Source organism: Luteibacter sp. KNZ12-1A, from assembly GCF_056755675.1.
Genome location: NZ_JBPGXU010000003.1, coordinates 75,052 through 99,475, shown reverse-complemented (window position 1 = coordinate 99,475; position 24,424 = coordinate 75,052). Strand labels below are relative to the sequence as shown.

Annotated in this window: 22 protein-coding genes; 15 read left to right on the top strand and 7 right to left on the bottom strand. The window is 62.3% G+C overall.

Features of this window, described 5'->3' with window-relative positions; genetic code table 11:
* Positions 1-13: 13 nt before the first annotated feature.
* The 6 genes from ACR9ZJ_RS01555 (at position 14) to ACR9ZJ_RS01530 (ending at position 5,049) form a co-directional block, all read left to right on the top strand.
* Positions 14-358, top strand: a complete 345-nt coding sequence (locus tag ACR9ZJ_RS01555) for a DUF2894 domain-containing protein (RefSeq protein ID WP_481281899.1) — start codon at positions 14-16, stop codon at positions 356-358.
* Positions 359-449: 91 nt separating this feature from the next.
* Entirely contained in the window at positions 450-893 is a 444-nt protein-coding gene (locus ACR9ZJ_RS01550) for an SRPBCC family protein (RefSeq protein WP_481281898.1), read from the top strand.
* An 18-nt stretch (positions 894-911) separates the two neighbouring features.
* On the top strand, positions 912-1,565 hold the full coding sequence (locus tag ACR9ZJ_RS01545) for a glutathione S-transferase family protein (protein ID WP_481286640.1): 654 nt from the start codon (positions 912-914) through the stop codon (positions 1,563-1,565).
* A 197-nt stretch (positions 1,566-1,762) separates the two neighbouring features.
* Positions 1,763-3,292: a glycoside hydrolase family 30 protein gene (locus tag ACR9ZJ_RS01540; protein WP_481286639.1), complete on the top strand. Its 1,530-nt coding sequence runs from the start codon at positions 1,763-1,765 to the stop codon at positions 3,290-3,292.
* A 135-nt stretch (positions 3,293-3,427) separates the two neighbouring features.
* On the top strand, positions 3,428-4,471 hold the full coding sequence (locus ACR9ZJ_RS01535; protein WP_481286638.1) for a serine hydrolase domain-containing protein: 1,044 nt from the start codon (positions 3,428-3,430) through the stop codon (positions 4,469-4,471).
* Between the two features lie 53 nt (positions 4,472-4,524).
* Complete coding sequence (locus tag ACR9ZJ_RS01530) at positions 4,525-5,049, top strand: hypothetical protein (protein WP_481286637.1); 525 nt, start codon at positions 4,525-4,527, stop codon at positions 5,047-5,049.
* Between the two features lies 1 nt (position 5,050).
* Here the strand turns inward: ACR9ZJ_RS01530 and ACR9ZJ_RS01525 are convergent, their stop codons facing one another.
* Positions 5,051-5,836, bottom strand: a complete 786-nt coding sequence (locus tag ACR9ZJ_RS01525; RefSeq protein ID WP_481286636.1) for an SDR family NAD(P)-dependent oxidoreductase — start codon at positions 5,834-5,836, stop codon at positions 5,051-5,053.
* A 131-nt stretch (positions 5,837-5,967) separates the two neighbouring features.
* On the opposite strand from ACR9ZJ_RS01525, the gene ACR9ZJ_RS01520 reads away from it, so the two are divergent.
* Entirely contained in the window at positions 5,968-6,633 is a 666-nt protein-coding gene (locus tag ACR9ZJ_RS01520; RefSeq protein ID WP_481286635.1) for a TetR/AcrR family transcriptional regulator, read from the top strand.
* Between the two features lie 9 nt (positions 6,634-6,642).
* On the opposite strand, the gene ACR9ZJ_RS01515 is transcribed toward ACR9ZJ_RS01520, so the two are convergent.
* Complete coding sequence (locus tag ACR9ZJ_RS01515; RefSeq protein ID WP_481286634.1) at positions 6,643-7,740, bottom strand: PQQ-dependent sugar dehydrogenase; 1,098 nt, start codon at positions 7,738-7,740, stop codon at positions 6,643-6,645.
* A 217-nt stretch (positions 7,741-7,957) separates the two neighbouring features.
* On the opposite strand from ACR9ZJ_RS01515, the gene ACR9ZJ_RS01510 reads away from it, so the two are divergent.
* The 3 genes from ACR9ZJ_RS01510 to ACR9ZJ_RS01500 all read left to right on the top strand — a co-directional run bounded on the left by ACR9ZJ_RS01510 (position 7,958) and on the right by ACR9ZJ_RS01500 (position 10,530).
* The gene (locus ACR9ZJ_RS01510; RefSeq protein WP_481286633.1) at positions 7,958-9,103 is read left to right on the top strand and encodes a sensor histidine kinase; all 1,146 of its coding nucleotides are present in this window, start codon (positions 7,958-7,960) and stop codon (positions 9,101-9,103) included.
* Positions 9,100-9,933, top strand: a complete 834-nt coding sequence (locus tag ACR9ZJ_RS01505; protein WP_481286632.1) for a LytR/AlgR family response regulator transcription factor — start codon at positions 9,100-9,102, stop codon at positions 9,931-9,933. The genes ACR9ZJ_RS01510 and ACR9ZJ_RS01505 overlap by 4 nt, the downstream gene beginning before the upstream one ends.
* A gap of 105 nt (positions 9,934-10,038) precedes the next feature.
* Entirely contained in the window at positions 10,039-10,530 is a 492-nt protein-coding gene (locus ACR9ZJ_RS01500) for a nuclear transport factor 2 family protein (protein ID WP_481286631.1), read from the top strand.
* Between the two features lie 112 nt (positions 10,531-10,642).
* Here ACR9ZJ_RS01500 and ACR9ZJ_RS01495 read toward each other — a convergent pair whose 3' ends face one another.
* The 4 genes from ACR9ZJ_RS01495 to ACR9ZJ_RS01480 form a co-directional block, all read right to left on the bottom strand.
* On the bottom strand, positions 10,643-11,026 hold the full coding sequence (locus tag ACR9ZJ_RS01495) for a DUF3617 domain-containing protein (protein ID WP_481286630.1): 384 nt from the start codon (positions 11,024-11,026) through the stop codon (positions 10,643-10,645).
* Between the two features lie 158 nt (positions 11,027-11,184).
* Complete coding sequence (locus ACR9ZJ_RS01490) at positions 11,185-13,221, bottom strand: alkaline phosphatase family protein (RefSeq protein ID WP_481286629.1); 2,037 nt, start codon at positions 13,219-13,221, stop codon at positions 11,185-11,187.
* 202 nt (positions 13,222-13,423) lie between these two features.
* On the bottom strand, positions 13,424-15,067 hold the full coding sequence (locus tag ACR9ZJ_RS01485; protein ID WP_481286628.1) for a multicopper oxidase family protein: 1,644 nt from the start codon (positions 15,065-15,067) through the stop codon (positions 13,424-13,426).
* Positions 15,068-15,380: 313 nt separating this feature from the next.
* Complete coding sequence (locus ACR9ZJ_RS01480) at positions 15,381-16,019, bottom strand: TetR/AcrR family transcriptional regulator (RefSeq protein ID WP_481286627.1); 639 nt, start codon at positions 16,017-16,019, stop codon at positions 15,381-15,383.
* Here ACR9ZJ_RS01480 and ACR9ZJ_RS01475 point away from each other — a divergent pair.
* The 5 genes from ACR9ZJ_RS01475 (at position 15,982) to ACR9ZJ_RS01455 (ending at position 22,441) form a co-directional block, all read left to right on the top strand.
* Positions 15,982-17,967, top strand: coding sequence for a bifunctional 3-(3-hydroxy-phenyl)propionate/3-hydroxycinnamic acid hydroxylase (locus tag ACR9ZJ_RS01475; protein WP_481286661.1), 1,986 nt, complete (start codon positions 15,982-15,984; stop codon positions 17,965-17,967). The genes ACR9ZJ_RS01480 and ACR9ZJ_RS01475 overlap by 38 nt on opposite strands.
* The gene (locus tag ACR9ZJ_RS01470) at positions 17,964-19,034 is read left to right on the top strand and encodes a VOC family protein (protein ID WP_481286626.1); all 1,071 of its coding nucleotides are present in this window, start codon (positions 17,964-17,966) and stop codon (positions 19,032-19,034) included. The genes ACR9ZJ_RS01475 and ACR9ZJ_RS01470 overlap by 4 nt, the downstream gene beginning before the upstream one ends.
* Positions 19,035-19,065: 31 nt before the next feature.
* Positions 19,066-20,019, top strand: coding sequence for a fumarylacetoacetate hydrolase family protein (locus ACR9ZJ_RS01465; RefSeq protein ID WP_481286625.1), 954 nt, complete (start codon positions 19,066-19,068; stop codon positions 20,017-20,019).
* Between the two features lie 2 nt (positions 20,020-20,021).
* Entirely contained in the window at positions 20,022-22,007 is a 1,986-nt protein-coding gene (locus ACR9ZJ_RS01460) for an acyl-CoA synthetase (protein WP_481286624.1), read from the top strand.
* Positions 22,008-22,093: 86 nt separating this feature from the next.
* Positions 22,094-22,441, top strand: coding sequence for an EF-hand domain-containing protein (locus tag ACR9ZJ_RS01455; RefSeq protein ID WP_481286623.1), 348 nt, complete (start codon positions 22,094-22,096; stop codon positions 22,439-22,441).
* A 525-nt stretch (positions 22,442-22,966) separates the two neighbouring features.
* On the opposite strand, the gene ACR9ZJ_RS01450 is transcribed toward ACR9ZJ_RS01455, so the two are convergent.
* A complete protein-coding gene (locus ACR9ZJ_RS01450; protein WP_481286622.1) occupies positions 22,967-24,190 on the bottom strand; it encodes an MFS transporter in 1,224 nt (407 codons plus the stop codon).
* Between the last annotated feature and the right edge of the window lie 234 nt (positions 24,191-24,424).

The following is a 24,424-nucleotide window of genomic DNA, read 5'->3' as shown; positions in this document are numbered from 1 at the left end:
GCTGGGGCGGTTGGTGGACGAGTTCGCCGGCGACCCGGCGTCCAGCGCCTATCCCGAGCTGCCCGCGCTCGAGGATTTCCGGAAAATATGGTCGGGCCTGCGCGCCGAAAGCCAGCTGCGGCAGACGCTGGACTACGTTCCCCGGAACGCGGGTCCGCTCAACTCGAACGCCCTTGTGCACCGGTCGATCGAGCTCATGCGCGAGTTGTCGCCGGGATACCTGAGGCAGTTCCTTTCCTACGTCGATGACCTGGCGTGGATCGAGCGGGTGGCGGCCGGTGGTCCCTCGGGGGAAAAGGACGCCCCTCAGGCGGCGAGCATAGGGAAGCGGGCCAAGGGCAAGCGCGTTCGTCGGTAGCCCCCGGTGACTCTTTGAGAACGGATGTCGATTTGGGATATCCCCGTTCGTCGTAGGCAATGAGGACTCCACCTCGCCACGAGAATTTCCCATGACCGGCACTGTTCGCTTGCACCGCGTATTCACCGCCCCGCCCGAGCGCATCTACCGCGCCTTCCTCGATGCCGCCGCCACGTCCAAGTGGCTGCCGCCCGATGGCTTCACCTGCACCGTGCACGAACTGGATGCGCGGGTCGGAGGTAAGTATCGGATGACGTTCACGAATTTCTCCACCGGCAACGGCCACAGCTTCGGCGGCACCTACCTGGAACTGGTGCCGAACGAGCGTATCGTTCACGACGACCGTTTCGACGACCCCAACCTGCCCGGTAGCATGGTCACGACGATCAGCCTGCGCGCCGTGTCCTGTGGGACCGACGTGCAGATCGTCCAGGAGGGGATTCCCGACATGATCCCGGTCGAGCAGTGCTATCTCGGCTGGCAGGAGTCGCTGACCTTGCTCGAGCGACTGGTCGAAGTGGCGATACCGGACTGACCCAAAGGACATTCACGCATGAGCATTGTCATCACCGCGTTCGAGCGTTCCCCCGACGGCGGCATGGGCCTGGCGCGCGATACGCGCGTGCGCTGGGCGCTGGAGGAAGTCGGCCAGCCCTACGAGGTCCGCCTCGTGTCCTTCGGTGCCATGAAGGAGCCCGCGCACCTGGGCCTCCACCCATTCGGCCAGATTCCCACCTATGAGGAAGGCGAACTCGTGCTGTTCGAGAGCGGCGCGATCATCTTCCATCTCGCCGACCGCTATACGGGCTTGTTGCCGGACGATGCCAATGCCCGCGCGCGCGCGATCACCTGGATGTTCGCCGCGCTCAACACCGTGGAGCCGCCGATCCTGGAACTGGTGACGGCCAGGTTCATCGAGGGCGACAAGCCCTGGACCCAGGAGCGCCTACCCCTGATCGCGGATCGCATCCGTGGGCGGCTGGATCGGCTTGCCGCCCGCCTGGGTGGTGCCGATTGGCTGGATGGCGAGTTCAGCGCTGGCGACCTGACGATGGTATCGGTGCTGCTCAGGTTGAGGCCATCGGGAATCCTGGCGGAATTCCCGAGCCTTGCCGCCTATGTCGCCCGCGGCGAAGCGCGTCCGGCATACCAGCGGGCGTTCGCTGCCCAGTTGGCGATCAACGCCGCTCCAGCCAACGCACCCTGAGCCAGGGGCTCGTGTCCTCGCTGCCCAGTCGTTGCATGATCCGAACGGATTCGCCATATATCGAGGCTCAGGGCTAGTAATATGGCTCCATGTTTCGACGTGAAAGCCGGGAAGCTTCGTGGTCCTAGTGAAAGGCAAGGCGAGCATCGGGATCCGCGGGCATCATGGCTGAGCGGCGGCCGGATTCCCACCGGACGGTGGCCATCTTCATCGCCTTGATCTCGCTGCTCAGCGTGGCAGCCCTGTATGCACCGCGCTTCGTGCAGCCGACAGTGGGGGCACAAGCCGCTTCGCCGGTGCGGCCGATCATGCCGGCGGTCGAAGTCTGGCTGAGCACCGCCGATCACCGCCTGAAGCTGGCGCCACAGCGCGATATCGACACGAGGCCTCACGACGCCACGCCAGCCGACATCGTTGTCGACGTCGGCACCAGGTACCAGACCATGACGGGGTTTGGCGCGGCCATGACCGACTCCTCGGCATGGCTTCTCCAGAACACGTTGAACGCACTGCAACGCCGCGCGCTGTTGCGCGAGTTGTATGGCCCACCGCCGAACCTCAACCTGAACATGATGCGCCTGATCGTCGGCGCCTCGGACTTCTCGTTGAGGCTGTATACGCTGGACGATATTCCCTTCGGCCAGACCGACCCGCAGTTGGAGCACTTCAACGTCGCGCCAAACCTCCAGGACGTGATACCGGTGGTGCGCGAAGTCCTCTCCATCCATCCGGACATGCTGATCGTCGCCTCGCCATGGAGTGCGCCGGCGTGGATGAAGACCAACGAAAACCTGATTGGCGGGGAGTTGCTGGAGCAGTACGAGAGCACGTACGCGGATTACCTCGTCAAGTATCTCGATGCCTATCGCAGCCATGGCATTCCCATATTCGCCCTGACCTTGCAGAACGAGCCCGCTTATTCACCCATCAGCTACCCCGGCATGGTGATGGGCGCGGAGACGCGTGCGCGGATCGTCGCCAGGTATCTCGGGCCGAAGCTTGCCGGGCGGAAGCCGAAGACGGCCATCCTGGACTGGGACCACAACTGGAGCCACCCGGAGCAACCGTTGAGTGTCCTGGCCAACGCCGATGCCGCGCGTTACATCGATGGCGTGGCCTGGCATTGCTACGAGGGCAGCCAGCATGAGCAGGGCCGCGTGCACCGCCAATATCCCGACAAGGATGCGTATATCACCGAGTGTTCGGGCGGCGACTGGCCGCTGAACATGAATGGCGAACTGCTTTGGTTCACCCGAAACCTGCTGGTCACGGGAACCCGCCAATGGGCCCGTGGCGTCATCTATTGGAACCTGGCGCTGGACGAGAACCACGGTCCGCACTTCGGCGGATGCCTGGCTTGCAAGGGCGTGATCACGATCGACTCGCAGACCGGGGCGGTGACTCGCAACGACGAGTACTACGCGCTGGCACACTTCAGCACGTTCGTCCTGCCAGGTGCCACGCGAGTGAAATCCAACGACACCGATGCCGACAAGGGGATCGCCAACGTGGCCTTCCAGAACGAATTCGACGGGTCGATCGTCCTGGTGATGGTGAACATCAATACGGCGGCGCGTCCTGTTTCGGTGACGGATGGGCGGTTCCGGTTCGAGTACACGATGCCGGCGGAGAGCGTGGTCACCTTCGTGTGGAATCCGGACCTGCCGGGCGCGTTGGTGCGACGGGCCCTGCGATGGCTGGGCCACGTGCGCTCTTCTCCATGGTGAGGTGACACGCTTAAACCTTGGCGGCGCGTGCGGCATCCAAGCGCTCACCGGACCGGGGAGGTATCGATGAACGGTTTTCCAGGATCGCGTAAGCGAGCGCAGCGACGCGCTCTACGGAGGGCGGCGCTGTTTCTGATGAGCTTGCCGGCCGTCTTTCCGGCATGGGCCGACTGCGGTGGCTGTGCCGCCATCGTCCAACGTTTCGTCGCCGAGGAGAGCTTCAATGGCGTGGTGCTTGTAGGCCAGGGCTCGCACATCGACTACTCCGCGAGCTTCGGCGTGGCCGATGCCGCCACGGATCGTGCCCTGACGGCCGACACGCCGTTCGAGTCCGGCTCGATATCGAAATGGATCGCCGCGATGGTGGTCATGCGATTGGTCCAACAGGGCCAGCTCGCCTTGGACGAGCCGATCTCCACCTATCTCCCTGACTATCGACGTGATAATGGCGACAAGCTGACACTGCGCGACTTGATGACCCATGCGAGCGGGCTTCCCAACGACATGGATGACGCCATCAAGCGCGACCCGGCCACGCGGACGTTGTCGATCGACCAGGCAGAGGCCGTGCGCCGTTTCGCGAGCGGCGACTTGCGTTTCGAACCCGGAACGGAATGGGACTACTCGCATTCCAATTGGCTGCTGGTCAAGGCTGTCGTCGAGCGGGTCACCGGACGGGACTACGCCTCCCTGGTCGACGGTTACATCGTCCGACCGCTTGCGATGCGCCACAGTGGAACCTTCAGTGGAAGCTCGCTGGCGGTGCCAGGCATGGCTCACGGTTACCGGAAACTGACTCCCCAGGCGGAGCCGCTCGACAAGCCTTCGCCGAACTTCATGATGCTCGCCGGTGGGTTCTACGCCAGCGCAAATGACCTCTTCGCCCTGGCCAACGGCCTCTTCTCAGGCAAGGTGCTGTCGCCCGAGTCCATGCGCATCCTGATGACCGTCGAACGGCCTGCCCAGCACTACGCCTTGGGTGGACGTACCAAGACGCTATCCTTTGGCGGCAAGGAGCATCCGGTCGCGTGGGAGTACGGATCCAACGGTGCGTTTCGAATGCTCGTATGGCGCACCATCGACGATGGCCATACCGTTATATTGATGAATAACACCAGTTTCGATCACATGAAGATCGGCGAGTTGGGCACGGCGCTCATGGAAGCGAGCTATCGTTAGATCGGCTGGCGGCCATGCTAAAAAAGACAAGGTCCAGCATGGAAAGGGGTGATATGAAATTCCTGCCAAAAATCCTTGTAATTGCCATGGCACTCGCCATCGCGACGCCAGCGATCAGCCTGGCTGACACGCCACAGGCGTCATCGGAGCCATCCCCGACGCGCTCGTCGCCTTTTCCCTTGCTGGGAAGTTGGTCGCTCGATACGTCGCGTCTACCCATGCCGCCCGATCAGCGCCCGAAGAGCGTCACGTTTACGTTCGCCGATGTGGGCGGCGGGAAGTGGGCCACGCACGTCGATATCGTCTATGCGCCTGGAGTAGAGGTTCATTCCGTTTCCACAGCCACGCTAGACGGGACTTACGCGATCATCGAGAACAGTCCGGAAGCCGACCATGTCGCACTGGAACGGCCGGCGCCCAACGTCCTGGTCATGGCGTTGCAGAAGGACGGCGTTCTTGTGTCGACGCGAATCTATTCCGTATTGCCAGACGGACGTGACCTCGTCGAGACCGTGGTTTATCCAGGAACCAACCGTACGCCCGTCATGCGTGCCAACTACTTCACGCGCGTTCGCTAATTCAGCCGTTCATGATGCGGGCAAAGAGCGCCTGGTGCAGCCATCGTGGCGTCGCCCACACCATCGCCACGGCCGCCTTGTTGTTGAAGCCCGGGACGACACTGATGCGGCCTGTATCGAGCGCACGGATGCCAACTCGTACCACCGGTTCGGGCTTCATCATCAGCAGCTTGAGCCCCAGCGTGATCTTTTGCTTCGCGGCCTGGGCAAAGCCGGTGTCGGATATGCCGGGGCATAGCGTCGTAACCGTCACGCCGTCACGTTTGAATTCGCGGTGCAGCGCCTCGCCCAGACGAAGCACATAGGCCTTGGCCGCACCGTAGACGGCCATGTCTTTCACGCCGAAGTAAGACAACAAACTGGCGACGAGCAGGATCTTTCCATGGCCTCGCTGGCGCATGTCTTCACCGAAGAGCCGCGTCATGAGTGTCAGGCTCGCGATGTCCAACTGCACCATGTCCAGGATGCTTTGCCGCGGCGAGTCGAGGAAGGCGCCTTGCAAGCCATGCCCCGCGTTGTTGATCAGGATCTCGATCGCGATTCCGCGCTCGCGAAGGTTCGTGTGCAGCCCCTCGACGGCGGCCAGGTCCGACAGATCGACCTGCTCCGTGATGACCTCCACGCCGTAGGTCTGGCGAAGCGTCGCGGCCAGGGCTTCCAGCCGATCGAGCCGACGTGCGGCCAGAACCAGCGAATGGCCCTTGGCGGCGTACTGCTTGGCGAATTCTTCGCCAAATCCGCTGGATGCGCCCGTTACGAGGACCCACGTACCGACGTTGGTAGCCATGATGCTTACTCTTGTTGAGGTCACGGTGAACTAGAGGGTGGCCTCCATCCCGCGTTTCGGGCAGAATTGAAGACCGTCGGTCTCTAATATAGCAGACCATTGGTCTTTTGCAACTGCAAGGTGATCCCCGCATGACCTCGTCCCCTTCCTACGTACGCGCCCGCTCCCCCGAGCAGAAGGAAGAGCGCCGCCGGCATCTGCTGGCTACCGCACGGGCCATGCTGTTGCAGGACCCTGATGTCCTCGATCTCGGAATCAATGAGCTCGCCCGCCAGGCGGAGATGACGAAGTCGAACGTCTACCGGTATTTCGAAAGTAGCGAAGCCGTGCTGATGGATCTGCTTGTCGAGGAATTCTCGGGGTGGCACGCGGACCTGGGCGCGGCACTGGATCGTGGCGGTAAGAACGAGGGAAGTGTCGAACACATCGCCCGCGTCTTCGCCTCGACGATCGTCGCCCGTCCGTTGCTCTGCCGCCTGATCAGCATCTTGCCGTCCATTCTCGAGCGCAAGGTGTCATTCGAACGCATGGTCGAGATCAAAGGCAATCTGCTGGCGATTCGTCAACGAACGGCGCAGGACTTCCATGCCCGGGTGCCCGACATATCGGCGCAGGCGTTCGATCAGGTGGTGAAGCATGCGCTGCCACTCATCATCGGCTTGTGGCCGCTGAGCAACCCGACAGGAATCGCCGCGCAAGTGATCGAGCAACCGGGCTTGCGAAGCCTGCGTTATGACTTCGAACACGATCTCGAACACGCCATGCTGGCCTTGATGCGGGGAGTGACGCAGGCATGAGGCCTTGAATCACGATCGTCGCTCCAGCCGTAGCAATCGTCCGTCGGATTCGTCGGTGAGCAGGTAGACGGTACCGTCCGGTGCCTGCTTCACGTTGCGCAGGCGCACACCGGTGAGCAGCACCTCCTCGCCGACCACGCGATCGCCCTGCAGGTCCAGCCGGAGCAAGCTACCTGTACTCAGGCCCGCCAGGAGCAGGTCACCGCGCCATTCCGGAAACTGCTTTCCACTGTAAACGGCCAGTCCGGCGGGTGCGATGGTGCGATCCGTCCAGGTCCATGCCGGCGCGGTGTAGACCGCGCCCGGTAGCGTCTGCGGCACATAGCCAGCATCGCGGTGGCGGCCCGCCGTATGCACGGGCCATCCATAGTTCGCATGGGGCCGCAGCAGGTTGATCTCGTCGCCCCGCGTGGCCCCGTGCTCGGACATCCAGATGCGTCCGTCACCCGCCTGCGCCAATCCCTGCGCGGAGCGGATGCCCAGCGCATAAATCCCCGGCACCGCGCCCTTGCCGAAATCGGGATTGCCGCGCGCCGGCTTGCCATCCAGGTTGAAGCGGTAGATCTTGCCGCGTCGATCCGTGGGGTCCTGCGACACGGGTAGCGGAGGGTTGCTGCTTTCGCGGAAATGGCGCTCGCCGATGGTCATGTAAATGTGACGCTGGCGATCGATCAGCAGTCCACCGCCGTAATGGAAGCGTTCTGACGAGCGCGGCGTGGCGTCGAAGAGCGGTCGCACGTCGACAAGGCGATCGTCGAGCAGGCGGGCCGTGGACAGGCGGGTCGTCGTGCCATCCGCGCCACGCGATGTATAAGTGAAATAGATGCGATGGTTGCGGGCGAAGTCCGGGTGCAACACCACGTCGAACAGGCCGACATTGTCACCGCGTCCCTGCGCGGCGTTTTCCAGGTCGTCGGGCATGCCCGCGATCGGATGTTTCCCGCCCTCGGGAGTCACCCGGACCAGTCCGCCTTCTTTCTCGCTGACCAGGAAGTCGCCTTGGGGAAGGAAGGCCATCGACCAGGGACGCCGGAGGCCGGTGGCAACCGGAACCGTTTCCACCTGGGCGGTCGCCATGTTCGCGGCCAGGATCAGTTCGAGCAGCATCGACGACTCCTTTGGTATGGTGCCTCGCGGCCCGTGTCGGGCACGCATCGGGTGGAAGGAGGGGACAGGCACATGTCGTCCACGAGGCTAGCGGTTGCGGAGGCACCCGGTAGGGCGTTTGCGCCGAAGCGTTGTGCGCGCGCGCCGAACCGAATCGCCGTGGCCACCCGGCGAAGGTGTCCCGTCTATGCTGCCGATAGGTCCACCATCTACCGCCATGACTCCTGATTCCGTCGCGCCGAACGATCCCACGTCGCCCCAGCCCGCTACCGGGTTGCCGCCGGTAAGGTCGGCGGGTGCGTTGTTCTGGTGGCTACACACGGGCGGCTGGGGCGGCGTGTTCCTGGTCAACTATTTTTCCGCACTCGCCAACGGGAAGCCGGCCGAGTACTGGACGGTGTTGCTCGCCGTGGCCGTTACCGGCTTCCTCGGCACGCTTGGACTGCGTTACCTGTTGCGCGCCTGCGGTGATCGGCCACCGGCGCGAGTGGCATTGCTGATGATCGTACCGGCGGTGCTGATCGCCGCGGCGATGGGTCTCACCTACAAGATGGTGACCGACCTGGAATGGTGCCGCCGATGCCTGCCCTTCACCGGTTTCGGCTATTTCACCTATGTGATCAGCCAGCTCTACGTGGTGGTGGGGTGGGCCAGCCTTTACCTGGTCATGACCACCTGGCGCAAACTTCGCATGCAGACCGAAGCGGCCTTGGCCGCGACCGCGATGGCCCACCAGGCGCAGCTGAAAATGCTGCGCTACCAGTTGAACCCGCACTTCCTTTTCAACACCCTCAATGCGATTTCGACGCTGGTGCTCGATCGCGACAACGCCACCGCCAACCGGATGGTACAGGGCTTGAGCGCCTTCCTTCGACATTCGCTCGACGCCGATCCGATGCAGCGGGTGACCCTGAAGCAGGAACTGGATGCGATCGGGCTGTACCTGGATATCGAAAAGACCCGTTTCGCCGAGCGTCTTCGCGTGGATGTCCGGATCGATCCTTCGTGCTGGTCGGCGCTGCTGCCGAGCCTGCTGTTGCAGCCATTGGTGGAGAACGCCATCAAGTATTCGGTGATCAAGCGAGTGGAGGGCGGCACGATCGGACTGCATGCGGTCCGCGACGGCGATCACCTGAAACTGTCCGTCATCGACGATGGCCCCGGGTGGCCGGAGCTGGACCACGATGGTGGATGGGAAGGCAGCGCGGTACATGGCAACCGCGTCGGCCTGGCCAATACGCGTGGCCGCCTGCGTGTGCTGTATGGGGAGCAGCAGAGTTTCCGGCTGCGTAATCGCGAGGAGGGAGGCTTCGAGGTGATCATGAGGCTACCGTTCGAGAGTTCGGGAGCGCCACGGCAATGACCATGTCCAAAGACACGCGCGAAAGGACGATAAGGACATTGCTCGTCGATGACGAGCCCCTGGCCCGTCGCGGCCTGGAACTGCGACTGGCCGGGGAGAGTGACATCCTTATCGTTGGCGAGGCCGGTGACGGCGCGGCGGCGATACGTGCGGTGTCCGAGCACGCGCCGGACCTGCTGTTTCTCGACGTGCAGATGCCCGGACTCGATGGCTTCGCGACCCTGCGTGCCTTCCCCGCGCAGCAGATGCCGCTGGTGGTGTTCGTTACCGCGTATGACCACTACGCACTCGACGCATTCGAAGCGAGCGCGGTGGATTACCTGCTGAAGCCGGTGGACGACAGCCGTTTGCATCAGGCCTTGTTCCGGGTGCGCGAAGCACTGGACCGGCGTGAGGCAAGCGATCATCGCGCCCGATTGCTTGGCCTGATCGGTGTACTCAGTGGCCGCCCGGCGTTGACCCTGGATGAGGCGCTTGAAGCCAGCGATGCGCAGGGATGGAGTGATCCGGATGCGCCCCTGGCTATTCGCGATGGTGCGACCACGTTGCGCTTGCCGCGTGCAAGCATCCGTTGGGTCGATGCGGCGGGCGACTACCTCTGCATCCACACCGATCGAGACACGCATGTGTTGCGTGCGACCTTGAGCCACTTGGAGAAGCGCCTGCACCCCGCTCGCTTTCCACGAATCCACCGTTCTACACTGGTCAATGCGGCGCGTGTCGTCGCCCTTCGACCGCACCTCAACGGAGAGTATTTCCTGACCCTGGACTGTGGACAGGAACTCAAGTTGTCACGCAGCTATCGCGATAGGCTCGCGTTGTTCAAATGAGGTGGCGAAAAGTATTGCGCCGAAGCGTGCGAAATCCGCGGTGAAAGCGATTGTCCGAAGGGCCATCGCCAGACATTCTGCGTCGACTTCCCACGGAGACGCGCCATGAATAAGCAACGGATTCGCAGCCTGCTCGCAGGCGCCCTCATCACCCTCATCGCGGGCGCGCATGCCGCACCCGCCGACCCACCGGCGATGCGCCAAACGACGCAGCAGGACCCCGCTGCGCAGGAAGGCATGAGGCAGGCCATCCAGCACTACTTCAGCGGGCAGGCCACCGGCGAGGCATCGCACATGCGCCTGGCCTTCCTGCCGACTGCACGGATCGAGAGCGTGCGCGATGGCAAGTTCACGTCGCTGTCCCTGGACGAGTTCTGTGCGTTCTTCAAGGGCAAGGTGGCGGAGAATGAAGCCTCGCGCGTGCGGACCATCGATTTCATGGATGCATCGGGCAATGCGGGAACCGCGCGGATCACCCTGGACTATGGCGCCGTCGTGATTACCGACTATTTCTTGCTGCTGAAGGTTGGCGACGAGTGGAAGATCGCGAACAAGGTTTCGTACTTCGATCGGAAAGAGACGGCCCGGTCGGGATGACAATCGTTGCGCGATCTCACATGGTTTGGCCACTGTGACCAGATGTTTTTGGATTCGGCGATCCTCATGTTCGGCTGCGCGTGACGTCTGGGGAGTCGTGGCCGCCGCCGCGTCAATCTTGCGGACTGGTGCAGGCGGCGTAACGGTCGCCCTCCACCCGCGTAACCTCGCCGCGGCCTTCGACCGTGACGCTGCCTGTGTAGTGCTTGGCGCTGTCGAAATCCACATGCGCCGAAGCCGGCGGCGCTGCCTTGCAGGTGAGCTTCCATGCCAGCGAGGTACTGCGGCGTTGCTGGTCCGTGGCGGTGCATTCGCCCTCCGCCGGCGTCCACGCGGCGAACGTGGTCCAGGGATCGGCACCTTCATCCACGCAATGCCAATGCACTTCCGGTGTACCTGCCTTGCCGTTGGCCACGTGCCGCACCAGGATCTTCCACAGTCCGGGCATGGCGCCGAAGTCACCGGGATCGGCGTGGACAGGTGTGGCCGCAGTCATGGCAAGCGCACACGCAGCAGCAGCGGCCAACGGAGCCAGACTCATTAATCGGACCCCCAACCCGGGCAGGGAAAGCTTCATCATCATCTGGCTCCTTGCAGCACGAAAACCCTGCCCGCTTTCGCCGGCAGGGTCGGTATCGAGCGAACCGTGAGCGATCAGTCAACGATCGCGGTGGCGTCGCTGACATCCTTCTTGGTGAAGTTGAACATGTCCATGAGGTTGCCGATGGCCGGCGCGTTCACCGGAACATACGGATTCTCCTTGAACGACACCGGGTTAGGCAGGTTGTCGCGGCTGCGGGCAGATATCTGGTCTTTCAGGTTCCAGTTGGCCTCGACGAATTTGTCGAACGAGACATGGTCGTAGTACGTGTGCACGACCTTGCCGCCGAGGGAGTACTTCGATACCACCAGCAGCGGGATGCGCGTGCCGTCGCCGAAGAAGTCGATCGGCTGGATGTAGCCAGAATCATAGTAGCCACCACCTTCATCGAAGGTCACCATGATCACGGTGTCGTCCCACACCTTCGGGTTGGCTTCGGCCATTTCGACGATCTTGCGCACGTAGCCTTCGAACAGGTCCAGCTTCGACGAAGCCGGATGGCCATCGAGGATGCCGTCGGGCTTGGCGATGGAAACGGCCGGCAGCGTGTTGTTCTGGATGTCGTTGTACAGGTCGTTGATGTCCTGGTTCTTGGCGCGCAGTTCCGGGTTGGTCATGACCTGGGTGGAGTACAGGAACGGATCGCAGATGTTGCAGAAGGTGCCGCCCTCGCCGTCTTCCTTGCCGCCACCGAAGCCTTCACCGTAGTACTTCCAGGAAACCTTGTGCTTCTCCAGCAGTAGCGCCAGGTTCTCCTGTGTGGTCGGCGGGATGGTGAACTGATCGGCGCCCAGCGGAGCCGGCGTACCGTCACCCATGTAGCCTGGGTTGTAGTTGTTCACCAGGTAGTAGGCCTTGGCCTTGCAGTCCGTGCCCTTGAACGTCAGGTACGGCAGCGAGCGCAGGTAGTTCTTGATCTGCTTCACGCCCGGCTGGCTTTCGTCGGCGCAATTGACGTACGAACCGCCACCGTAGCCGTCCTGCACCCACCAGTTGTTGGTACCGAACTGCGCGTCGGGGTTCTCGATCTGGTTTTCCGGCGGGGTGGCCGGGTTGCCGTTGGCGTCGGCGTAGTAGATCAAGGTACCGAAGCCAAGCATGATGTGGTTGGCACCCGTGCCGCCCATCACCGACTGGTGGAAGTTGTCGCTCAGCGCATACTTCTGGGCCAGCTTCTTGAAGTAAGGCGCATCGCCCTGGGCCATGTTCAGGAACTGCATGGCGGTGGAGCCTTCACCGGTGGTCTGGTCGGTGAAGTTCGCCGGCTGCGGAGCGCCGTTGTTGCCCGCGCCTATGGTGGTTTCGACCCAGGGAAACAGATCGTTGAGACAACCGCTGGGGTTGGCGGCGGTGGCGGCCTTGGTGTCGCAATCGAGCTGCTGCCACATCTGGAAGAAGCGGTGCACGGGGCTGTTGGCGTAAGCGTCGTAGCTGATCGACGCATGCATGTCCACCGGCGCGTTGACGAGCTTGGCCGGGAAACGGGTATCGACCACGCGGTTGGGCAGGCCCGTGCCACCGGCAGCGAGCATGTCGTAGGTGCCATCGGGCAGGGCAGGCTCAATGGCCTGCGCCTGCGCTGCGGAAGCGAAGGGTGCCGCGGTGGGTGCGCCACCGGTGTTCATCTGCGGAAGCGTCTTGTACTTGCCGGTCTTCTTCGGCGACATGTCGAACTTGCCGGTGCTCGAGGCCATGAACTGCGCGGCAAGGTCCACGTTCGGACCCGGCGTGCCGTCGGCATTGACGATGCCCTTGGACAGCAGGTTGTCCACCGACTGCCCCTTCGGCGCGGTGTAGGTGCCATAAACGTGGTCGAACGTGCGGTTTTCGCCGATCAGCAGGATCACGTGCTTGATCGGGGTGGCGGTATTGTTGCTGTTGTCCTGGCCTTGGGTCGGCTTGTGCAGTACGACGACGCCGCCGGGAAGGCCAACCTGGTTCTTGAAGGGAGCCACGGGCACGTTCTGGCGGAACTGTGCATCGTGGTCGGGTGGAGTGGTGTCCTGGGCGCTGACGACGCCGGCGAGGCCGACGGAAAGCGCAGCAATCAACAGCGGCGAAAGCCGCGTGCGGCGCAACCATGTAACCATTGTGAATCTCTCCCTACTGGAAGTCTTCCCCCTGATGCTTGTCGACTGAGGTTGTGGATGACCTGTCGACCGCGGTGAGCATCTACCCCGCATGTGACGGATCGTTGGCACGCGAGCGACAATGCGCGAGGGTGTGATGACGCTCACGTGTCAACGCAAGATATCGCGAACAATCGTTACCACCGCAACAAACCAACGGGGTTCAGACCAGTTCGTAGGGGCGCATCATTTCGTTGTCTTCGTGCTCGAGGTAATGGCAGTGCCAGACGTATTTGCCTGGCTCGCCATCGAAGCGCGTGATGATGCGTGTGACCATGCCGGGGTCGCAGCGCACGGTGTCTTTCCAGCCGGCTTCGTGCGCGGCCGGTGGTATCGATGGCCCGGTGAACTTGAGTTCCTTGCGGGCGTTCCACGCGAAGAGGTCGAACGGACGGCGCTCCAGTACCTGGAAGCGCACAAGGTGCAGGTGGATGGGATGCGCGTCGCCCGTCACATTGACTAACGTCCAGGTTTCAACCGTGCCCTTCTTCGGTTTTTCGCTGATGGGATCGCTCCACATCTTTCCATCGAGAAGCATCGTCATCGGATTGCCGCCCGAATCGTCCTGCTCGCCCAGTGCAAGCACGCGGTCCTGCACCGCCGTGGATGGATCGATGCGCTGGACCTGCCGCAACGCGGCCGGCACCATTGAGGTATCGCGGCGACCCTTGGCGCGAACGCGGAACTCGACGATGCCGTCGGCCTGGTGGCGTAGCTGCACCGACTGGCCTGCATAAGCACTGAAGTCGACGATCACCTCGGCACGTTCGGCCGGGTAGAGTTCTATGCTCAGGCGATCGGTGGGCGCTACCAGCAGCCCCTGGTCGCTGCCAATCTGCTGGAACGGCTTTCCATGTGACAGCGACAGGTTGAAGAAGCTGGTATTGGCCGCATTGATCAGCCGCAAGCGGTAGCGGCGCGGCTCCACTTCAAGATACGGATACAGCTTGCCGTTGCACAGCACCGCATCGCCGCGGCATTCGGACACCCAGGGTGCGTCGGGATCTTCCGAAACCGGGTAGTAGAGCTTGCCGCTCTTGGCGAGCAGGCGGTCATAGAGCATCAACGGAATGTCGAATTCGCCCGAGGGCAGCCCCAGGGCTTCTTCGTCCTCGTCGTGCACATGGAAGCTGCCGAACAGGCCCGCGTAGATGTTCAGCCGCGTGATGCCCATGGCGTGATCGTGGTACCACAAGGTGGCGGCGTCCTGGTCACCCGGGTAAAGGGCGGTCAACGATTTACCCGGCACGTACCAGTCTTCAGGCCAACCGTCGTTCGGCGCGGAAACGCGCGCACCGTGCACATGGGTGATGGTGCGAACGTCGGGTTTAGATTTCTCCGCGCCATGAATGCCGTGATCGATAGGCAGGAAATGCCGGGTGGGAAGCTCGTTGGCCCATTCCACCAGTACCGGCTCGCCACGCCGCGTCACGATCGTGGGGCCCGGCGTGGACCCTGCGTAACCCCATTGCGGGGTCGGCGGCAGATCCCGGTGCACCCTGGCACTGAATGCCCGCATCGGCATGCGGTAGAGCGGCAGTTGCCTGCTTCCGAACGCGGCGTGGGTGCGCTTGCCCGTGGGCACGGCGATCGGTGGCACCGGCAGCGCATCGACGAACTTTGCCATGGTCACCGGGTTCACCAGCGGCACGTTCGGCGCGGCCAGGGCCGGCATGGCCATCCGTTGCTTCATCGGCATGGCCATCGGCGTATCCATCGCCTGGGTCACGCGCAATGTATCGACGAAGACGCATGCACCGGCGAATCCGCCGGCGACGCCAAGGAAACGGCGTCGGGAATTATCCATGGGATTACCGCTGATTGCCTGTCGAGCAGCCAACCGTAGGTCGCCCGAATGACAAGGACATTTCAATCCAGGTCATCGGTCACGCGTAAATTTTTACGGGCGGCGTTCATTCCACTGCATGAGTTTTCCCCATGGACGCCACATTCTGGTTATGGTTTAGCCGCGCGGCCAAATCATGTGTTGTTGGTCACTTCGGCAAAAAGACGGCCGGCCAGATTAAGCATAGCTTGGCCGCCTTCTATGAGAACGGGGAACGATGGCTGACGGATTCGTGAGCGGACTACGCGGACGTCTTTGCCTAGCCACGAATGGCTTATGGCTGCGCACGCGCCATCAAAGAGGCGTCATCCAGGGGAGGTAGCGGGCGGCGCGCGATCTCCTCTGCCTCCGACCTCGAAAGCCCGAGTGCGAGCAGCAACTCGGTCGCCGCTCTCTCCGGCAAATGAGCCGTATTGAGGGAAGGGAGTGGGAGTGGCGTGGCGGGTAATTCGTTCAATGGCGCCAGGTGCAACCAGACCGATATGGACGCAAGCACGATGCCGCCCGCGACCACCAGGCTCATGAGTGGATCGTCGCCGCGAAATCGCTTCGCCTCGATGCCTTTCTGGATATCGCGCAACAGCCGCTGACCCAGTCCGCGGGTAAGGACGCGGGTCGAGAGCCCCTCCTTGATGAGGAACTGCCCCCATCGGGGCTCTTTTTGCGCCCGGAGCATGGCGTATCGCATCGATACGGACAGCACTTCGGCTGGGTCGGAGATGTTCCGACCCAGCTGATCGAGGGCGTCGGCAAAGCTCTCGAAGGCCCAATCGGTCAGGGCGGCATGAATCGCTTCCTTCGATTCGAAGTGGTTATAGAACGATCCGAAGCCCACGTCGGCGGCTTCGGTGATTTCGTTGATCGCCACGCCCTCCATGCCCTTGTGGGCCATCAGAGCCAGGGCCGCCTCCATCAAGCGCTGCCGCGTTTCCCTCTTGCGGCGTGCCCCACGCGGCTCTCGCTCCGTTGCGGCGGAACTTGCCGTTGCGGCGGAACTTGCAGGGGCGGCGGTCGGGGTTTTCGGGTGTCTCGGGGCAGCGGCCATGGCGGCTCAAGTTTCTGAATACAAGCGCATCTTACTGCCAGATGTCATAATTGACAAAACTATCAGTTATGATGGATATTCCCATCATCGATCCGGAATGGCCCGGCGAAGGGTGTGTGCGATGACGCTTTGCAATAACCAGCTTGGGCCCTCCATGAGCGGGGCGCCCCCTTCCGCAGACAGGGCGTGTCGCGAGACGGATGTGTTGATCGTGGGCCTGGGGCCCGTGGGCGCCGCGTTGGCCAACCTGCTGGGACGGCTGGGTGTACGCGTGGTCGTGGTCGAGCGGAACGCCCAGATCCTGACGGCGCCGCGGGCGATCGCCCTGGACAACGAGGCGTTGCGCATCCTGCAGTGGGTGGGCCTGGAGGAGGACGATTTCGAAAAGGTCGGTATTCCGCATGTCCGCATGCGTTCGCCTTGGTTGGGCGAATTCGCGCGCATCAATACGCTCGGCGGCCTGGATGGCCACCCCAAGCTGGTGACCTTTTATCAACCGGATCTTGAGCGTGCCTTGCGCGACAAACTAAAGGCGCACGAGAGCGTGCAGCTGAGCCTGGGCACGACGCTGACCGGTTTTGCCGAGCACGCGGATGGCGTGGTGGTCCAGATATCGGAAGGGTCGGGACGCAGCACGGAATGTCACGCGCGTTACCTGATCGGTGCCGACGGCGCCTCGTCGCTCGTCCGCGAGCTTATCGGCCAGCACTTCGACGGCCAGACGTATGCGGAAGACTGGTTGGTCGTGGATGCCCGCCGGGTTCCCCAACCCATCGACCACGTGGAGTTCCTCTGCGATCACCGCCGGCCGACGCCGCACATGATTGCGCCTGGTGGGCGTGAGCGCTGGGAGTTCATGCTGCGCCCCGGCGAGACCCGTGAGCACATGGAATCCGATGCCCGTATCCGCGATCTGCTGGCGCCCTGGGGCATCGCTGATGACATGGACATCGAGCGAAGAGCGGTCTACCGGTTCCATGCCCGGGCGGCCGACGCTTTCAGCAGGGGCCGGGTTTTTCTGGCGGGCGATGCCGCGCACATCACGCCGCCGTTCGTCGGCCAGGGGCTGGTCTCGGGCTTGCGTGACGCCGCCAATCTCGGCTGGAAGCTCGCGTGGGTGGTGCACGGCCGGGCCGGCGCTTCGATCCTGAAAAGTTACGATCGGGAGCGACGCCCGCACGCGCGCGCCATGATCGACATGGCCAAATTCGCGGGGCGGCTGGTGATGCCGCGCAACGCCGCGCTCGCGCTGCTGACTCACGCGATCATGCGCGCGATAAGGTTCATTCCGCCGCTGCGCAGGCATTTCGAAGAGCTCGGCATCAAGCCGAAGAATCTATTCGCCGAGGGCCTCTTCGTCAGGGGACGCTCCAGCGCGCGGCTGATTCGCGGAAGCTTGCTGCGACAGGGATATGTCCGCAATGCCAAGGGCGAAATAACGCTCAGCGACAACGCCTTCGGTGATTCGCTCGCACTGATCGGCTTTGGCTGCGACCCCCATCCTTCACTCGACACCGGCCTGCGGGATCAATTCCTGGCGGCAGGCGGAAAGATCGTGCAAGTGGCGCACCGCGGGCAGCAGGTCAAGGCTCCTTTCGATCGCGTCTGGGAAGACCTGGAGGGCGCGTTCCTGCCGGGCACGGCGCCGATCGGGTGGGTCGTCATGGTTCGACCGGATCGAACCATTCTTCACGACGGCCCCATCGCCGCAGTGAATCAACTGGTCCGCGAAAGCCTCGCCTTGCTGGAGACGATAACTCGCGAATCCGAAGCCGCCATCACCGAATGTCATCCAAGCGAGGTGCCCACGCCATGAAGCTGACCACCGCCCAGCCCGCCAGGCATCCCAATCCGACCACCAAGGCGGTTGCGCTTGCCTATGTCATGTTCGACCGCCCCGATCTGGAAGAGGCGGAACGGTTTCTGCTCGATTTCGGCCTGCATACGGCTGGGCGCGATAACGACCTGCTTTTTCTTCGCGCTGCCGATACCTCTCCCTTCTGCTATGTGGTCCGAAAAGCGCCAAAGGCGCAGTTCGTCGGCTTCGGCCTGCGAGTGAAGCAGCGAGAGGAGCTGGAAGCGTTATCACGCTTGCCTGAGGCCTCGGCCATCGAGTCACTGGATTGGCCGGGTGGCGGAAAACGAGTTCGACTGCGCGATCCGTCTGGTTTCCAGGTAGACGTCATACAAGGACAACAGTCTGCGGAGACGCTGCCGCATCGCGCCGCCTTGCCGATCAATTCCGCGCACGCGACGCCCCGCGTCGATCGAACCCAGCGGCCCGCAGCCAAAGCTCCCGAAGTGCTTCGACTGGGACACCTGGTACTCGAACTGGCCGACTTTCAGGCCACCTGTGAGTGGTACACGCAACATTTCGGCTTCATTCCCAGTGACGTCCAGGTGCTGCCGGATGGCTCTCCCGCCGTCACCTTCATGCGGCTCGATCTGGGCGACCGGCCGGCGGATCACCACACCCTGGCCTTGGCCCAGGGCTTCGCCCCGATGTACAGCCACAGCGCCTATGAAGTCATCGATACCGACGCGGTAGGCATGGGGCAGCGCGCGCTCAGGGAGCGTGGCTGGAGGCATGCCTGGGGTATCGGGCGACACATCCTCGGCAGTCAGATCTTCGATTACTGGCAGGACCCGTGGGGCGACAAGCACGAGCACTACTGCGACGGCGATCTGTTCACCGATGCCGTGCCCATGGGCGTGCACGCCGTAAGCCGGGAAGCGATGTCGCAATGGGGGCAAGCCATGCCAGCGAGCTTCACCCGGCCAAAGTTGAAGTTATCGACCCTGGTACAGGCCGTCCGTCACCTGCGTCGAAGTCCGGATCTGAGCATCGCGAAGCTACGCATGCTCGCGAAGATCTTCGGCTAGCTCTGTTTATCTCCGCTCTGGATAACTCCCCATGCCTTTGAACGTCATCCATTTCAAATACGACGGCCGCCCCCAATGGGGTGTCTTGCGTAACGGCCGCGTCGTCCCTGTGCCAGGCGAGTTCGCCACCACTGCGGATTTTCTCCGCATGAATCCGCTGGAGGACCTGGCGGAGCTTCGCGGTCCGCGGCTTCTGGAATCCGATTTGGAGCTCTTGTCGCCCATCACCAGCAACCAGCAATTCATCTGCCAGGGGGCCAACTATCGGCAGCACATGATCGAGTCGGGCATGGATCCCGACGCAAAGAACTTCAACATGATCTTTACCAAGGCTTCGAGCTGCATCGCATCCGCCGATGCGGACGTGGTTCGGCCGAACCAGGTGCGCTTTCTCGATTACGAGATCGAGCTCGGCCTGGTGCTGAAACGCGACATCACCGCGCCGGTGACGATCTCCCAGCATAACTTGCATGAATACGTGGCTGGCCTGGTGATCGTCAACGATTACTCGGCACGAGACATCCAGATTCCCCAGATGCAGTTCTACAAGGGCAAGAGCTATCGCGGATTTGGGCCCGTCGGACCTTATCTGTGCCTGCTCGCCGAGAGCGATATGGCCGTTCTCGACGCATTGCAGCTCACGCTATCGGTGAACGGCGAAGTTCGCCAGGCGGACTGCACCAGCAATCTGGTGTACGGCCCCGCGGAGACACTGACCGAGCTTTCCCAGGTACACGACCTGTACGCAGGCGACTTGCTGTCAACCGGCACACCATCGGGTTGTGCGCTGTGGGTGCCTTCTCCGGCGAAACAACGGCTGGCCGGACTGCTGCCCGAGCAAAAGAAATGGGCCATGTTCATGAAGATCCAGGCGCAGCGGACGGAGTACTTGCAGCCAGGAGACATCGTGGAATCGCGCATCCGGAGCACGGACGGACGCATCGATCTCGGCGTGCAGCGTAACCGCGTAGTTCAGGAGAACTAGACATGCACGGCATTGCCAATCAGGCCGATGTCGAGGCCATCGAGACGCAAGGTGAGGTGGCGAACCTTCCGGCCAGCACGTACGACATGCTGCACGAAGCGGCGGTGCGCTATCCGATGGCGCCGGCACTGTCGTTCTTCCTGCGCGTGGAAGATCACGCCCTACCCGAGAGGTGGAGCTATCGGGAATTCTTCGCCCAGATCAATCGTACTGCCAATTTTTTCCACGGCCTGGGTGCGAACAAGGACAGCGTGATCGCCTTTGTCCTGCCCAACCTGCCGGAAACGCATTTCGTGATCTGGGGTGGGCAGGCGGCGGGCATTACCTTGGCCATCAATCCGCTGTTGAAACCGGAAGCGATCGCCAAGCTGCTCGATGCCGCCAAAGCCAGCATCCTGGTCAGCCTGGCCCCGTTTCCAGGTACCGATATCTGGCAAAAGCTTCAGCCCGTGCTGCACACGGTAACCAGCTTGCGTCACGTGGTGCTGGTGGATCTCGCCGACCGGGTCCGCGGCATCGAGGGCATGGCAATTCGGTTGATGCGCCTGCGCGAAAGGTGGCGCAGGCGCGGTTCGCGCGCCACGGCGCCCGATAGAAATTATCTGGTCCACGATTTCGGAAAAGGTGTGCAAGGACAGCCGGCCGACCGTTTGCTCAGTGGCCGACGCTTCGATCCGGAGGATTATTCATCCTTCTTTTGCACCGGAGGTACCACCGGTACGCCAAAGATCGCCATGCGACGCCATCGCAACGAAGTCGCCAATGCATGGAGCGTTGCGCAATTCCTCGGCCATGGCATGGGGCCGGGAAAGAACGTCTTTTGCGGCTTGCCGCTGTTTCACGTCAATGGCGTACTGGTAACTGGCCTGCTTCCTTTCTCCAAGGGGGCGCACGTGCTGCTCGGCACGCCGCAGGGCTACCGGGGCAAGGGCGTCATCGAGAACTTCTGGGCCATGGTGGAACGCCACCGCATCCATTTCTTCAGCGCGGTGCCGACGCTTTACAGCGCGCTGCTGGAGGTGCCGCGCAAAAACCATCGTCTCGACTCGCTGGAATATGGCCTGTGCGGAGCAGCTCCGCTGCCGCGCGAGCTCCTTAAGCGCTTTCAACACCAGACCGGCATCAAGATCCTCGAGGGCTATGGGCTGACCGAAGGCACCTGCGTCAGCAGCGTCAATCCGCCGCTGGGAGAGCGCAGGGCGGGTTCGATCGGCTTGAGGGTGCCCGGTCAGGACATGCGTATCGTGCAGCTCGACAGGGACGACAGCTACTTGCGGGACGCTCCCGTGGGCGAGCCTGGCGTTCTTGCCATCAGCGGCCCGAATGTCTTTGCCGGCTATATGGGCAGCCAGCAGAGCGAGGGTCTGTGGCTGGACCTGGGCGACGGGAAGCGCTGGCTGCATACGGGCGACCTTGCCTACCGTGATGCTCAAGGCTATTTCTGGCTGACCGGCCGCACCAAGGAACTGATCATCCGCGGCGGGCACAATATCGATCCATCAAGTATCGAACAGCCGCTGTATGCCCATCCCGCCGTGCAACTGGCAGCCGCCGTCGGGCGACCTGACGCCTATGCAGGCGAGGTGCCGGTGGCCTATGTCCAACTCAAGCAGGGGCATCAGGCCACGACGGAGGAGCTGCTCGCTCATGTGAGCAAGCACATCGGCGAGCGCGCTGCCATGCCAAAAGCGATCTTCTTCACCGACGACATGCCGCTGACGGCAGTGGGCAAGATCTACAAACCCGCTTTGAAGCGGATGCAGATCGAGAGCGTACTCAGCGAGGCCCTCGCCAACGCGCACATCGCTATCGAATTTCTTCAGCTGCGCGAGGACGAGGGTAGTCAGTGCCTGTCAGTGGACGTGGGATTGGTGCGTTCGCACCAGGCCATCTCGGCCAAGGAAGTACTGGGGCGGTATCCGTTTCCCTTTCGCTTCTATCCGTTCACGTTTGCTCGTGAGATCGACGCGGCAAAGAGCGTCATATGAACGAGAGCATCACCAGCCTCGTAACGTCGCCATCGCTGAGCTTTTTCCGGTTACCCGAAGCACTCGACTCAACAAAGGAATAATTCGTGCGCCGTTCTTCCATTTTCGCAATCCTGGCCGTTCCCGCGGTAACGCTTGCCTCACCTCAGGAGCTACCTGTCTTACCGCCACCGCCGCACCTGCTCGCACCTCAGGAGATGGTGTCCAAGATGATCGAGCAACGTTTTGCGCAGGCAGATACCAATCACGATGGGAAATTGACTTTGGAAGAGGCGAAGTCCGGCATGGCACTTATCGCTCCGGTTTTCGAGGAAATTGATGCCTCTCATAAAGGCTACGTGACGCTTGATCAAATCAAGGGCTTTGCAAAAAAACAGGCATTAGTGCTTCCCGTCCCCGGGGGTGAAGAAGCCGGCCCAATCCCATCGCGGTGACTCGGGGCCAGCGGCTACCTGATCGCCGATCGTCGAGGCTGCTCTTGGCCAGAGGGCAAGCCTCGCTGATTATTTGGCGGGCGGTGATCACACGAGTGCCGGAGAGTCCATGAACCTGGCCGGCCCGGTATTACAGTACCCCTCGCCAGAGTTCTCAAGCCACGATCGTTAAGCGATGTGATTAACATGATGCCCCTTGCCACATGTCGAGGGTATGTGGTTATGCGCATCTTGGACAATTTGGCGGATATCCATCGAAGATTGGCCAAACCGGACAAACTTTGGTGGATCGCGCAACTCATGCGCGTTCCAACATAGTTTGGCCACACCTGTATCGCAAAGTTTGGCCAACCGAAGCAATGCAATGATTTTGGCAGTAGTTCTTGGCTAAACAGGGCGAGCCATTGGCGTGTACTGGGATCCGATATGTCGGGACTATGGCCGAGCGAGGGTTACCTTCGCTCTATGCGGGATCGCACGAAGCGACATCGCTAGACCGTTGATGAGGCGGCTCCAACCGATACTTCAGGCCGCTGCCCGCTTTTCTCGCCGGATCAACGCTGACGTCGCGATCAAGGCCAGTAGCACGCAGCCCGCACCGACATACCCGAGGTTCGCCGCACCAAGCCTCAGCAGCGTGGCGGAACCGGCCAGTGCACCCAGAGAAAATCCCAAGTACATGAAGGATGCATTCAAGGACAATGCAACAGGGGCTGACTTGAGCCCTGCCAGGTGCATAAGCCTCACCTGTTGCGCCGGATAGAAAGCCCAGTGCGCCACGCCCCAGACGACGACGGCCACCGCGATCGGTCCGAGGGCCATTGACGGGCTCAACTCATGGGCCACCGCTGAGAGTGCGGCGAACGATAGCGCGCCTATCGTGAGTGCAGGCACGATCACCCGATACGGACCGAGACGGTCACTCGCGTTTCCGCCGAGCATCACGCCCACACCGGCGGACACTCCCCAAAGAAAAAGCATCCAGCCAATGGCTTTGCCGTGGAGCCCGGCAAATGCTTCCAGATAGACGGCGAGATAGGTGTAGACGGTGTATGCCCCAGTAGCCCAAAGCGCCGTCGTTGCGAGCACGGCGAGGAGATCGGGACGGCGCATGACCGCGAAGCGTTCACGCAGGGATGCCACGGGAAGGTGGGCCCCCGTCGCGCGATCCAGGCCGATGAACAAGCCCAGTGTCGCCAGCGCGCCGAGCAAAGCAACGAAGACGAAAGTCATCCGCCAGCTAAGGGCACTTGCAAGCACGACCCCCAGCGGTACGCCGATGGCGATGGCGACGGTGAGACCGCCGTTAACGATCGCGATGGCCTTCCCACGCTGTGCTGGTGGCACAATCGCACCGGCAAGCGCATTCGCACCTGGAACATAAAGTCCGGCGGCCATCGCAAGAATCGCTCGCGCGGCGACCAGCGACCCGTATCCCGGCGCAATAGCGGCGCCCAGATTGGCGACGGCGAAAAGAATCATCGCGCCTATAAGCAGCGAACGCCGGTTGAAGTGCCCCGATAGCGCCGTAAGTATCGGTGAGCTGATCGCATAGGTAAAAGCGAAGACGGTGACGAGCTGGCCTGTCATTGCCGCCGTGGTACCAAGATCCCCGGCGATGCGCGGAAGAATTCCGCCCAGCATGAACCCTTCTGTGCCTACCGCGAAAGCTCCCAGGGCTAACCAATAGACGGGGCCCCGTCTGGTGACGGGTAGGAGGGAGCTGTCGGTGCCCTTCGCAAAGTTCATCGCGGTGATTCCTGGTAAGAGAGCCATACAAGTAAAGACGAGATGGAGGCGAACCCATAGGTGTCGTGATCCGATCTGTCCAGAGCGAAAGAGGAGAATCGACCGAACTTCGCGTTAACGCGCCAGTTGTCGTTGGTCAGGACGCCGCGTGCCTCCTGCCGTGCGCGCCGGTGCCCGCCATGCTCGGATTACGAAGCGGCGAAAACACCCTTCTCCGGCAAGCAAGCCGACCGC

Excerpts from the sequence above, each read along its gene's own strand:
- ACR9ZJ_RS01550 (WP_481281898.1), top strand. The coding sequence starts at position 450 with ATGACCGGCACTGTTCGCTTGCACCGCGTATTCACCGCCCCGCCCGAG.
- ACR9ZJ_RS01545 (WP_481286640.1), top strand. The coding sequence starts at position 912 with ATGAGCATTGTCATCACCGCGTTCGAGCGTTCCCCCGACGGCGGCATG.
- ACR9ZJ_RS01535 (WP_481286638.1), top strand. The coding sequence starts at position 3,428 with ATGAGCTTGCCGGCCGTCTTTCCGGCATGGGCCGACTGCGGTGGCTGT.
- ACR9ZJ_RS01530 (WP_481286637.1), top strand. The coding sequence starts at position 4,525 with ATGAAATTCCTGCCAAAAATCCTTGTAATTGCCATGGCACTCGCCATC.
- ACR9ZJ_RS01525 (WP_481286636.1), bottom strand. The coding sequence starts at position 5,836 with ATGGCTACCAACGTCGGTACGTGGGTCCTCGTAACGGGCGCATCCAGC.
- ACR9ZJ_RS01520 (WP_481286635.1), top strand. The coding sequence starts at position 5,968 with ATGACCTCGTCCCCTTCCTACGTACGCGCCCGCTCCCCCGAGCAGAAG.
- ACR9ZJ_RS01515 (WP_481286634.1), bottom strand. The coding sequence starts at position 7,740 with ATGCTGCTCGAACTGATCCTGGCCGCGAACATGGCGACCGCCCAGGTG.
- ACR9ZJ_RS01510 (WP_481286633.1), top strand. The coding sequence starts at position 7,958 with ATGACTCCTGATTCCGTCGCGCCGAACGATCCCACGTCGCCCCAGCCC.
- ACR9ZJ_RS01505 (WP_481286632.1), top strand. The coding sequence starts at position 9,100 with ATGACCATGTCCAAAGACACGCGCGAAAGGACGATAAGGACATTGCTC.
- ACR9ZJ_RS01500 (WP_481286631.1), top strand. The coding sequence starts at position 10,039 with ATGAATAAGCAACGGATTCGCAGCCTGCTCGCAGGCGCCCTCATCACC.
- ACR9ZJ_RS01495 (WP_481286630.1), bottom strand. The coding sequence starts at position 11,026 with ATGACTGCGGCCACACCTGTCCACGCCGATCCCGGTGACTTCGGCGCC.
- ACR9ZJ_RS01490 (WP_481286629.1), bottom strand. The coding sequence starts at position 13,221 with ATGGTTACATGGTTGCGCCGCACGCGGCTTTCGCCGCTGTTGATTGCT.
- ACR9ZJ_RS01485 (WP_481286628.1), bottom strand. The coding sequence starts at position 15,067 with ATGGATAATTCCCGACGCCGTTTCCTTGGCGTCGCCGGCGGATTCGCC.
- ACR9ZJ_RS01475 (WP_481286661.1), top strand. The coding sequence starts at position 15,982 with ATGCCCTTGTGGGCCATCAGAGCCAGGGCCGCCTCCATCAAGCGCTGC.
- ACR9ZJ_RS01480 (WP_481286627.1), bottom strand. The coding sequence starts at position 16,019 with ATGGAGGCGGCCCTGGCTCTGATGGCCCACAAGGGCATGGAGGGCGTG.
- ACR9ZJ_RS01470 (WP_481286626.1), top strand. The coding sequence starts at position 17,964 with ATGAAGCTGACCACCGCCCAGCCCGCCAGGCATCCCAATCCGACCACC.
- ACR9ZJ_RS01465 (WP_481286625.1), top strand. The coding sequence starts at position 19,066 with ATGCCTTTGAACGTCATCCATTTCAAATACGACGGCCGCCCCCAATGG.
- ACR9ZJ_RS01460 (WP_481286624.1), top strand. The coding sequence starts at position 20,022 with ATGCACGGCATTGCCAATCAGGCCGATGTCGAGGCCATCGAGACGCAA.
- ACR9ZJ_RS01450 (WP_481286622.1), bottom strand. The coding sequence starts at position 24,190 with ATGAACTTTGCGAAGGGCACCGACAGCTCCCTCCTACCCGTCACCAGA.